Annotated in this window: 14 protein-coding genes and 1 pseudogene; 4 read left to right on the top strand and 11 right to left on the bottom strand. The window is 69.4% G+C overall.

All coding sequences use genetic code 11. The features are described from left to right. Positions 1–51: 51 nt before the first annotated feature. Positions 52–1,029 carry an aldo/keto reductase gene (locus tag OHU34_RS43955; RefSeq protein ID WP_331733254.1) on the bottom strand — a complete coding sequence of 326 codons (978 nt, stop codon included), beginning with the start codon at positions 1,027–1,029 and terminating at the stop codon, positions 52–54. A gap of 215 nt (positions 1,030–1,244) precedes the next feature. Between OHU34_RS43955 and OHU34_RS43960 the strand changes: the two genes are divergently transcribed. Next, positions 1,245–2,135: a helix-turn-helix transcriptional regulator gene (locus OHU34_RS43960; protein ID WP_331733257.1), complete on the top strand. Its 891-nt coding sequence runs from the start codon at positions 1,245–1,247 to the stop codon at positions 2,133–2,135. Between the two features lie 225 nt (positions 2,136–2,360). Here the strand turns inward: OHU34_RS43960 and OHU34_RS43965 are convergent, their stop codons facing one another. After that, complete coding sequence (locus OHU34_RS43965; protein ID WP_331733259.1) at positions 2,361–3,125, bottom strand: sigma-70 family RNA polymerase sigma factor; 765 nt, start codon at positions 3,123–3,125, stop codon at positions 2,361–2,363. Continuing rightward, positions 3,118–3,297, bottom strand: a complete 180-nt coding sequence (locus tag OHU34_RS43970) for a hypothetical protein (RefSeq protein WP_142270006.1) — start codon at positions 3,295–3,297, stop codon at positions 3,118–3,120. The genes OHU34_RS43965 and OHU34_RS43970 overlap by 8 nt, the downstream gene beginning before the upstream one ends. Positions 3,298–3,768: 471 nt before the next feature. On the opposite strand from OHU34_RS43970, the gene OHU34_RS43975 reads away from it, so the two are divergent. Next, positions 3,769–4,368 carry an HNH endonuclease family protein gene (locus OHU34_RS43975; RefSeq protein WP_331733261.1) on the top strand — a complete coding sequence of 200 codons (600 nt, stop codon included), beginning with the start codon at positions 3,769–3,771 and terminating at the stop codon, positions 4,366–4,368. Between the two features lie 114 nt (positions 4,369–4,482). On the opposite strand, the gene OHU34_RS43980 is transcribed toward OHU34_RS43975, so the two are convergent. From OHU34_RS43980 to OHU34_RS44015, 8 genes and pseudogenes are all read right to left on the bottom strand, one after another. Beyond that, positions 4,483–4,962, bottom strand: coding sequence for a lamin tail domain-containing protein (locus OHU34_RS43980; RefSeq protein ID WP_331733980.1), 480 nt, complete (start codon positions 4,960–4,962; stop codon positions 4,483–4,485). A gap of 376 nt (positions 4,963–5,338) precedes the next feature. Next, positions 5,339–5,545, bottom strand: coding sequence for a DUF6417 family protein (locus OHU34_RS43985; protein WP_331733225.1), 207 nt, complete (start codon positions 5,543–5,545; stop codon positions 5,339–5,341). Between the two features lie 102 nt (positions 5,546–5,647). Beyond that, positions 5,648–5,995, bottom strand: coding sequence for a hypothetical protein (locus OHU34_RS43990; protein WP_331733263.1), 348 nt, complete (start codon positions 5,993–5,995; stop codon positions 5,648–5,650). A 200-nt stretch (positions 5,996–6,195) separates the two neighbouring features. Next, on the bottom strand, positions 6,196–6,456 hold the full coding sequence (locus OHU34_RS43995; RefSeq protein WP_331733266.1) for a hypothetical protein: 261 nt from the start codon (positions 6,454–6,456) through the stop codon (positions 6,196–6,198). After that, positions 6,453–6,749, bottom strand: coding sequence for a DUF6247 family protein (locus tag OHU34_RS44000; RefSeq protein WP_331733269.1), 297 nt, complete (start codon positions 6,747–6,749; stop codon positions 6,453–6,455). Before OHU34_RS44000 ends, OHU34_RS43995 begins: the two co-directional genes overlap by 4 nt. A gap of 89 nt (positions 6,750–6,838) precedes the next feature. Further along, positions 6,839–7,396 carry a telomere-protecting terminal protein Tpg gene (gene tpg, locus OHU34_RS44005; protein ID WP_331733272.1) on the bottom strand — a complete coding sequence of 186 codons (558 nt, stop codon included), beginning with the start codon at positions 7,394–7,396 and terminating at the stop codon, positions 6,839–6,841. Positions 7,397–7,399: 3 nt separating this feature from the next. Continuing rightward, positions 7,400–8,188 (bottom strand): annotated as a pseudogene (locus OHU34_RS44010) (transcriptional regulator); the annotation flags it as partial. Between the two features lie 256 nt (positions 8,189–8,444). Beyond that, a complete protein-coding gene (locus OHU34_RS44015; protein WP_331733274.1) occupies positions 8,445–9,221 on the bottom strand; it encodes a hypothetical protein in 777 nt (258 codons plus the stop codon). Between the two features lie 275 nt (positions 9,222–9,496). Here OHU34_RS44015 and OHU34_RS44020 point away from each other — a divergent pair, with 275 nt between their 5' ends. Continuing rightward, the gene (locus OHU34_RS44020; protein WP_331733276.1) at positions 9,497–10,090 is read left to right on the top strand and encodes a hypothetical protein; all 594 of its coding nucleotides are present in this window, start codon (positions 9,497–9,499) and stop codon (positions 10,088–10,090) included. A 37-nt stretch (positions 10,091–10,127) separates the two neighbouring features. After that, positions 10,128–10,280 carry a hypothetical protein gene (locus OHU34_RS44025; protein ID WP_331733279.1) on the top strand — a complete coding sequence of 51 codons (153 nt, stop codon included), beginning with the start codon at positions 10,128–10,130 and terminating at the stop codon, positions 10,278–10,280. The last annotated feature ends 7 nt before the right edge of the window (positions 10,281–10,287 follow it).

The following is a 10,287-nucleotide window of genomic DNA, read 5'->3' on the forward strand; positions in this document are numbered from 1 at the left end:
TACTCCAAACGAGGGGCGGGGAGGGCGCCAGGCGCGGCGTGCCGGGGCGGGTCAGCGTTCGAGCATCCGGGCCTGGGCCTCGGTGTGGGTGTCGCCGGCGGCGGGCGGCAGGCTGGAGAGCTTGTCGAGCTGCTCGGCGGTCAACGTGACGGCATCGGCGGCGGCGTTCTCCTCGACCCGGGACACGCGCTTGGTGCCGGGGATCGGGGCGACGTCGTCGCCCCGGGCGAGCAGCCAGGCCAGCGCCACCTGACCGGGCGTGGCACCGGCCTCGTCGGCCAGGACCTTGACCTCGTCGGCCAGCGCCAGGTTGCGCTGGAAGTTCTCGCCCGTGAAGCGGGGGTTGTCGCGGCGGAAGTCGTTCTCGTCGAACTGGTCGCTGGAGCGCACGGTGCCGGTCAGGAAACCGCGGCCCAGCGGGGAGAACGGCACCAGGCCGATGTTCAGCTCCCGCAGGACGGGCAGCACGCGCTCCTCGATTCCCCGGGTGAACAGCGAGTACTCGGACTGGACCGCGGTGACGGGCTGGACGGCGTGGGCCCGGCGGATCGTGTCCGGACCGGCCTCGGAGAGCCCGAAGGCGCGCACCTTGCCCGCCTCGATCAGCTCCTTCACCGCGCCGGCGGTCTCCTCGATCGGCGTGTTCGGATCGACGCGGTGCTGGTAGTACAGGTCGATGTGGTCCGTGCCCAGGCGCTTGAGGGAGCCCTCGACGGCGGTGCGGATGTTAGCCGGGCGGGAATCCAGGTTCCAGGCGCCGTCGCCGCTGTGCGAGACCAGGCCGAACTTGGTGGCCAGTACCACCTTCTCCCGGCGTCCCTTCAGCGCCCGCCCGAGCAGCTCCTCGTTGGTGTAGGGGCCGTAGATCTCGGCGGTGTCGATGAGCGTGACGCCCAGCTCCAGAGCTCGGTGCACAGTCCTGACCGACTCCGCGTCATCGGTGCCGGAACCGGTGTAGCCGTGGGACATGCCCATCGCGCCCAGCCCGATCCGGGAAACCTCCAGATCACGCAGCTTGATGTACCGCATCTCGCCCTCTTCCGATCAAGGTGTTACCTGGTCCCCCCACTGTCGCCAGACCCGGCAGGTCGTGCCGGTTGAAGTCTGGACGGCGCCAGGGGCCGGGTCTTCCTCATTCACCCTCGCCCGAATTGCTCGGGTGTGGCAGGGCGGGCTCTTCGGGGGTAACGACAGGACCCCCCTCCCGCCCGCGTAGCGGGGGCACGGCGGGTGAGACTGGAGTCATGGCATCGACGAGCGCGCACAGCAAGGGCGCCGAGCTGGGCCGCTTCCTGCGCGCCCGCCGAACCCAGACCAGCCCCGAACACGTCGGCCTCACCGTCGGCGCCGGCATCCGCCGCACCCCCGGCCTGCGCCGCGAGGAGCTGGCCACCCTCGCCGGCATCAGCATCGACTACTACGTGCGTCTGGAACGCGGCAAGGAGACCCGCCCCAGCCCCGCCGTCCTCGACTCCCTCGCCCGCGCCCTGCACATGGACGACCAGGAGCACCAGCACCTGCGCGAGCTCGCCGCCCGCGCCGCCCGCTACGCCCCCGAACCGCCTCCGGCCCCCAGCCGCACCGTGCGCCCCCACCTGAAGCTGCTGCTGGAGTCGCTGCGGCCGAACCCGGCTTACGTCATCAGCCGCAGCATGGACATGCTGGCCTGGAACCCTGGCGGTCTCGCCCTGTATGCGGGCCTGGAGGACTGGCCAACCAAACACCGCAATCTGGCCCGCTACCTGTTCCTCCACCCGGCCGCGCGGGATCTCTTCACCGACTGGGACCGCCAGATCACCGCCTGCGTCGCCCGCCTGCGTGCCGTTGCCGGCACCGCTCCCGACGCCCCGGACCTGACCAACCTCGTCGGCGAACTCCTCCTCAAGAGCCCCGACTTCGCCCGGCTGTGGGAACGCTACGAGGTCACCGGCCGCAAGCCCGCGCAAAAGACCTTCCAGCACCCCCGCGTCGGCACCATCACGCTCACCTCCCAGTCCATGCACCTGGAAGGCACCCCCGGCCAGCGCATCGGCGTCTACACCGCCGAACCCGGCACCCCCGACCACGACGCCATCGTGCTGCTCGACATGACCGCGCCCGCGACGAGGCCGAGCCAGGGAGTGGAGACACGCTAAAGGGCCGAGGCGTCGTCAATGGGTCGCTCTACCGCCGGCAGAAGGCGACGCTCGGCCCGGGCACCGACTCCGCGGGGTTACACCGCGCGCGGGCGTCGCCGAAGACGCGAACGCCCGCAGGGCGGCAGCCGCTGCGAAGTGGCTGCACCTGCGAGGCCGGGCCCCGTGCGGGCCGTCGGCCCGTCCGGATGGCGGGTTGTTGTAGAAGCCAGCGCCAATGCTGCTTCAATTGGGGGGACCAGCCTCGGGCCACGACGTTCCGTTCCCTAACCTCTGCTGCAGCCCCCTCCAGAGCTCCCCCGGAGTGTAGGTCGCAAACGCCCACAGGACGGTGGCGGCACCGATGCTGAGGATGACTTGGGCCGCCGCGATGCCGACCTGCACCCCCATGCCGGCGGCCGGGATGATGCTCCGCGCGCCGAACATCAGGTTCCCGGCTGCCCATGCGACCAGTGCCACGCCCAGACCGACGAGACTCACGCGCAGCGCGCGGACCGCTCGGTGCGCGTGGACGCCCACTGTCCCCGGTGCGGCCCCCATCACCCGGGCCGCCTCCGCCTGGGTCATCCCCAGCTCCTGCGTCAGCAGCATCACCTTCCGCTGCTGCGGTGGAAGGGCGCTCACGGCCTCGTCGACGATGTGCCCTAGTTCGGCCTCGTCGACCGGATGGACCGACGGCTCTTCCTCCAGCCGAAGGTCCACGTCGAGGAACGCGTAACCCCTGCCTGTGCAGTGGTGCCGCGCCGCACGATTGATCTCGTTGTCCATGACCTTGTAGATGTACGCGCGCACGTTGTCGATCGGCTCCGTGCGGGCCAGCACGCTCTTGAGGGCGTTCTGCACGATGTCCTCGGGGTCCGCCGAAGACCGCGGCACCCCGCGGGTGCGCAGCCGCTTGCCGGCGTAACCGACCATCCGCCCGTACTGCTCCGCGACCAGTTCCGCCAGCGCCTCGGCATGCCGCGACCGCAGCCTCTCCTGATCAGCCACGCCGCCCCCGCTTCCCCGTGCGCGCCCGCTCATCCGATTCGCCCCTCGCACGGATCATCTCGGCCTTGCCCGCCGCGCGGTTGCGGAACGCGATGCTCTTCAGCACGCTGCTCAGCGCCGGCGCGAAGAGCAGTACCAGGAACACCGCAACTCCCACACCCGTCAACTCCACCGGACCTCCTCCAGTCTGCGGCCCAGCGCCTCACGGTGAAGCAGCGGCCGTACGCACTCTGAGAGACCCACGGGCAGCCGATTCTTTACACAGCGCCGGAAATTCTTCAGCAGACATCGCGGGCCTGGAGTTGCGGGACGCAACAGACCACGCACCGCGCCGACGCGATCCCGGCGGGACGCCCACAACTGCAACGCGGATCCAGCCGCTGTCCGTTGGGCCCGCCTTGCGGACACCGAGGTGGGACTGCCTTGCGTCTCTGCTGTGGCGTTTCTCCAGGTGAACTCCTGCACCTGCCCGGGTGAAACGGTCTCCACTACCCTCCCGGCTCCACGGGGCTGGCCGCTACAACCCGGGTGTGATCAAGAAACTGCCCCAAGTCGCCGCCCTGCTCGCCCTCTCGATGCTTTCCTTCACCGCCCCGGCGTCCGCTGCAACGCGCCATCACTTGCTGCCGCGGGCCAGGCCACCGTGGCATCGGCGCCCGCGGCCGCGCAGGATGTGGCGCTGTTCCAGGCCCTGGAGTGGGTCGGTGAGGCTCCCGAGAGCCGGGACGGCTACAGCCGGGACCTGTTCAAGCACTGGAACAAGGGCCTCAACCCCACCGATGGGTGCGACACCCGCAAAGAGGTCATCCTGTCCGAGGCCAAGCTCGCCCCGGAGACCGGGGCGCGGTGCGCGCTGTCGGGCGGGCGCTGGTTCTCGGAGTACGACCAGGTGTGGGTGACTGCGGCGTCCTCGCTCGATGTCGACCACATGGTGCCGCTGGCCGAGGCGTGGGACTCCGGGGCATCCGTCTGGACGGCCGTCCGGCGTGAGGCGTATGCGAACGATCAGGGGGCCTCGGCGTCGTTGATCGCGGTCTCGGGCAGTTCCAACCGTTCCAAGAGCGGCAAGGATCCCACGGACTGGCTGCCCGTCGAGGGCTTCCGCTGCGAGTACGCGAGCGCATGGGTGGCGACCAAGCTGCGCTGGCAGCTGCCCGCCGACCCTGCCGAGCGCGACGCCCTGACCCGCCTGGCGGAGGCCTGCCCTGACACCACGGTCAGCTACGAGCAGGTGCCGCAGTGACCGTGGCCGACGCATGACGCCGGGCGGCGTGCCCTCCCTTGGAAAGGAGGGCACCCCGCCCGGGTGCCAGGTCTGCCGCAGCCGCCGTACGGCATCCACCCACAGGAGGGTGGATCAGTGGTGGCCTCCGCGGCGGTGGCCCCAGGACTGGTCGTCGACGAAGCGGCCGTGGTCGTTGCGCAGGGTGGCGGTGTCGTGGTCGTTGTTCCACACGTAGGCGCGGCGGTCCTGGTAGAGGTCGGTGCGGGTGTCGCGGCCTTCACCGGTGTGGATGCGGACCGTGGCGCGGCCGGCCAGGCGGTAGTGAGCAAAGGTGTACTTGTGGCCGGACTCGTCCCTCAGGGTCCAGCCGTCCAGGTTGACCGCGTTGCGGGTGGTGTTGGTCAGTTCCACCCACTCGCTGTTCAGCGACCGGTTGGAGCGGTTGTCGCGTCCCGGGGAGTCGTACTGCACCTTCGAGATCTCCACCGCCGGGCGGCTGGGACGGGCGTGGTCGGCCGCGGTGGCCGGCAGCGCCGCCACCGAGACCAGAGCACCAGCGGCAAGTGCTGCGGCGGCCAGACGGCGGGCGGTGACAGAAGCGGAAGCGGACAAGGGAGTCCCCCAGATGGTGCGGGCACCCCTTCCGGCAGCGGCCTCGGCCGCCGTGGAAGTCGGTGCGGTGTGCGGGTGGCGGCCGGACCGGCCGCGCACCCACACTCTGTCCGCCCCGTGCAGGAGTTTGGGCAGAAACATGGGCTGTGTTACCCATTGCCCATGTTTCTGTGACTCTCAGATGCATCGCCCATTTATGCCATCGGCGTCATGTTGACGGCTGAAGGGATCTCACAGCCCTTGCAGCAGCTGGTTTTCCCCGGAGTTTGCCAGCCTGGCCCGGGGCGGGCCGTCACCCGAAAGTGAGTAACAGCGTGCGGCCTCACGACAGCCGGGCATGGGGTCAGAATCTGTGCCGGCCGCGACCAGCACCTCGTCAGCTCTTCGACGGGATGCGCGCGCCGATCTCGCGCGCCAGGCGGTCCGCGTCCTGCGCGGCCGCCCCGCCCTCCTCGGCGGCTGTGCGCAGCACCCTGATCAGCTCGTACGTCTCATCCAGCGTCAGCAGGCGCAACCGCTCGATGTCGTGCTCCATGGGCGCGAAGTCGATCTCATCGAGGTCAAGGTGTTCGTAGCCGTCCATGATCAGGGCAACGTCACAGACCGTCGGCAGGACACGGCAGGACAACCCCCTGCAGCCCCGGCCTGCAGTAGCCCGCCAATTCCCGGGCCGGGTAGGCGGCCTCTACTGGTAGGCCTGGTTCAGCGCCCAGATCGCCCAGACGATCACGGCCAGCGACAGCACAACGGCCGTCGTGCCGAGTGCGACTCCCACCCGCGCCCGGGAGGGAGTCGCCCCCTCCTGGCGCCGCGCCCTGCGCAGCGCGACAAGGCCGGAGACGACCGCACCGATCCCTGCAGGCAGGATGAAGTACACGGGAAGGAACCGGATCCCGTTCGGGACCCAGGCAGGCAGAAACGGGCACATCAACATGGCGACGGCGGCAGCGCCAAGCACAAACGATGTCGTGCCCCTGTGCTTACGTGCCGTCAGCTGTTCGCTCGACCCGACTGTCTGCTCAACGGAACTCATGCTCCGGATGCTAGGCAGCGGGCACCGTGCTCCGCTTGGGCGCGAGTACCTAGATCGTTCTGAGTAGTCCGCAGTCGACGATGCTCGGTCAGCATCTGGCGCACCGACATGCGGCGGGCGGGGTTGAGGCTCTGTTCCATGTGGCCGACCGCCCGCAGCATCGCCAGCGTCGGCGTCGGTCGGGGCGTGCTCGCGAACGGCTACCCGAGCCAGACGACATCCAGGACAGACAGGCGCCGGGTCAGCCGGTTGATCACGTAGACGACGGACAGCTGTCCGATGGAGGCGGCGCGGACGTCCTCGCCTTCGGGGTCGCGGGCGTTCCACTGGGGCCATCCCCACGGGGAACGTACGGCGATGTCGAGGATGTCGCGGACCATCTCCTTGGCGGGCGCGGGGAGCTCGGTGAGCACCTTTGCCGCCTGCGGGGACAGGCGCACCGTCCACGGCTGAGCGGTCACCGGCTGGTGCCGAGGACGTCGTCCAGGTCCACGAATCCGGACTCGTCGCGGCCGGAGTCCATGTAGGCGTCGACGGCCGGGGCCGCGGCGACCCGCAGCTGCCAGGTCCGCACGACGTCGTGCAGCGGGGTGAGGCTGTAGCTGTGGCGGGAGTCCTCCAGGGCCTTCGCCCAGTCCCGCTCGAAGGCCGGCACCCACGTGTCGGCGCGGCGGTCGGCGCGCAGCTGCGCGAGCAGCTTCGCGGCGGCGGCCGGGGCCGGCGGGGCGGGGGCTTGTTCGGGCTGCGCGCTCATCGGCACCTCCTGGCAGGTCCTCCCGCCACGGTACGCGCGACGCGAAGTCGCGGAAGCGGGGATGGGCAGATCGCTTTCCGTCTGCGTCATCAGTAGTCGAGGTCGAGGTAGTCGATGTCGTTGATCTCGACGTCGCTGAGGCCCTGCGCGCGCCTGCCGCCGTCCTGGAAGTAGATGTCCTTGAACCCTTCGGCGATGATCGCGCGCATCTCCTGATCGCCGGCGCCCTGGTCGCGGGCGTCGAAGAGGCGCTGTGCGTAGGCCGGGGGGAGGTGGACGGTGAGGCGGCGGAAGCGGCCGTCGTCGGTCGTTCCGACGGGTGCGGTGTAGCCGAAGCGGGCCCGTGTCTCCACCGTGACCCCGGTGGCGGTGGCGGCCTGCCGGCGCCGGCGCTTGCGCACCCGGGGCTGCCAGCGCTGCCGCACCGCCTCGTCGACCTTCGCCGCGATCTCGGGTGGCGGGTTCTTGCGGGCACCGCGCCGGTAGCGGTTGACCGAGTCGGCGGTGACACCGATCTCCGCCGCCACCGCTTTCGCACTGCCCAACTGCCGGATCAGGAAGCCGATCCGGCCCTTCAGCGTCCTGGGCGGCTCCTGGGTGAACGCCTCGCGGTCGGCGCGCTCGACGGCGTCCCCGATCTCCCCCACGGCCTACTCTCCTTCGTCCAGGACGGCGTCGCCGCCCTTGATGTAACGGGCCGGGTTGAGGCCCTGCTCCATCAGGTCGACCGCCCACAGCATCGTCTGGACGCCCTCCAGCTTCGCCAGCCCCGGCGTCGGGCCGAGGCGGAACCCGCCGGGCTGCGGCTTGCCGGATGCGGCGTAGGGGAGGAAGTCGAGCGGACTCTCCCCCGGGCTGGGGTAGACGACGCAGTCGGACAGCACCGCGAGCGGGAACATGCCCGTCATCCTCGCCATGTTGGAAAGCTTGCGGTGCATGTTCACCCGCGCCTTGGAGATGACGGCGGCTCGGATGTCTGGGCGCCAGGTCGGGCGTTCCAGCGCCGGCCACCGCTCCCCCTGCTTGTAGGACTTGCCCTGCGGACGCTCGCGCAGCTTCCCGACGCCGCCCTTCACTGTCGCCTTGATGGCGGCCAACACGGCGGCCATCGCCGGGTCGGCCTGCTTGTGCCGCTCCATCGCCGCGAGGAACTGACGGTCGTCCAGGTCCTTGGTGACGCCGAGGTCGGCGAGGGTGTCGACGTAGGCGGTCTTGAGGCGGTCGTGCCACGGGTCCAGGTATGCGCCGCTCTCGCGCCGCAGGTACGCCTCGATCGGGTGGACGTTGTAGCCGAGTTCCTGGGCGTAGGCGACGGTGTGCGTCTGGTACCAGGCCGGCCCCGTCGGGCGGGAGCCGTCCGGGGTGAACGGGCTGGGCAGGCGCGGGTCGAGCTCGATGTGCGAGAGGTCGACCAGCCAGGAGCCGGGGATCTTCGGGTTCCGGGAGAAGACCCTCGAAGGCCAGGTCGCCGCGGCGGCCAAGGGCAACCACGGCGGAGCCCGGCGACGGCGAGGACGGCGAAGACGCTCCGCCGAAGATGTTCGCACCGGTGGTGATGCGTTCCAGCTTGCCGTCGTCGATGGATTCGCAGGCGATGAGGTTGAGTCCGTGGCCGAAGATCCACTGGTTCGCCTCGAAGAAGGCCTGCCAGACTGCCTCCGCCCCGCGCGCAGGCGGGAGCGTACCCGTGGCCGCTCACCCTGTCAGAGGGCACACCTTGCCGTCGTCCGTCACTTCGTACACGTCGACGCGCAGCAACTCGCGGACATGGACCGGGACGCGTGCGGCGGCCGTCACCGATAACGATGGCACAACGAGCGCATAGCGTATGTGAAGGTCCTGGCTCACCATGCGGCGCAGCAGCTGGCCGTAGGCAATGTCAGCGTCGATGCCCTTCTCGCTGGTGCGGCCCTTGACCTCGCAGATCAGCCGCTCCTGGCCGCAGACGGCCTCCAGGTCGGTCCAACGGTCCGTAGGCTCGACCGGTGTCCAACCTTCGGCCAGCAGCCAGGTTCGGAAGGCGTCGGTGACGCGGTCCTCGTCGCTGTCGCGGGCCAGGATCTTCTGCAGCGCGGCCAGGTCGGCCTCCTCGTTGCGGCGCAGCCGTCCGCGGCCGTCGGCGTCAAGGTCGGCGGGGCGGATGACGACCAGCCGTAGCCCGTGCGCGGGAATCTCCGTGTCGCGCCGGGCGTCGTACAGAGCCCGTTGCTCACCCCGGTGAACGCCGCTCACGGTCAGCCGGTCCGGCTTGTCGAAGTGGGGCATCGGCTGGTCGTGCTGCAGTTCGCGATACTCGACCACGAGTTGGTGACCTGGCCAGTAGGCGTCGACCGGCAGCTTGGCGCGACGACCGCTCGTTCCGGGATCGCCCTGCAGCCAGTCGAACTTGTGCTGCGTCGAGGCGTTCTCGCGGAGGATCCGGTCACACAGACCGATGACGTACGCCTCATCACAGTCATCTCTCGTTCCCATGACTGGGCATCCTTCCACCCCGGCTGACGGCCGGCAGAGAAACCGGAGCGTGGCCGAGGGCAGCCTCTGCGGTCGTCGGCCCGCTACGGGGCGATCCTCCAGCCGGACGAGCAGACCTGCGCTCGGCGCGGGTTCAGCGGACGCCACAGCTTGAGCTAAAACACCAAACGAAGGGGTCTATTTCTCTAAAGCAATCCAATGCGAAGACAGCTTTGGCTAACGTATCGAGAGATAGTGAGAGCTACTCGCCGACTGACGACTAGAGGGCTGCCAGCATGCGCATCATCGAGGGATCACCGCAGGAGATCGTGGAGTACGAGCGAGCAACCAGTTCTGCATTCCACACAGCGCCAACCGTGGACGCCGCCCCCTCCCGCGAAGAGACTGCGGACACGGAGCCCGACGGCGAAGCGGCAACGCTCAGCGCCTCGACCTCTCTGACACCCGAAGACCACGTCGCCCTGATGAAGTTCATCTACGGACGCGCCGGCAAGAACCACGAACGGACCGTCCAGACCGAGAAGTTCGTCAAGCAGCTCCTGGAGAAGGAGAACATCATCGTGGCCTTCGGTCGCTCCTCTAAGACCTTCGACGGCCTTGCCGACTACCTGATGATCCGCGACAACGGCCCCCAGCGCTACGGAGCGGTCGCCTACCTGCGCCCAAGCAACGGAGGCGTAACCCTACGCCTCAGCCCGGACGACCTCGACGGTCTCGGCCTGGACGAGAAAGACAAGGGCCATATCCAGCCCCGCAACGTCGCCCCCTCCGACCCCTACAAGATCAACTGCCCCCTCGCCGACGACAAAGGCGCCGCACTCGCCTTCAGGCTCGTGCGCGCCGCTCTGGAAACCGTACGCAGCGAATGACCCCATCAGACAGATCTCCGACGCCGAAGGACCCCCGATGAACGGCCAGCTCAGCCTCCGCACCACCATTCTGTTACTGGCAGGGGCGGGCGCCACCTACCTCACTTTGACCAGCCCTTCAGCGGGTGCGGCCCTCCTCGTGGGCATCGCGGTCACCACCCTGCTGCATTCTTTGCTCGACCACACCTGAACGACGC

Origin of the sequence: Streptomyces sp. NBC_00080, from assembly GCF_045041255.1 — a bacterium.
In the GTDB taxonomy this organism is placed as follows: Bacteria; Actinomycetota; Actinomycetes; order Streptomycetales; family Streptomycetaceae; genus Streptomyces; species Streptomyces coriariae.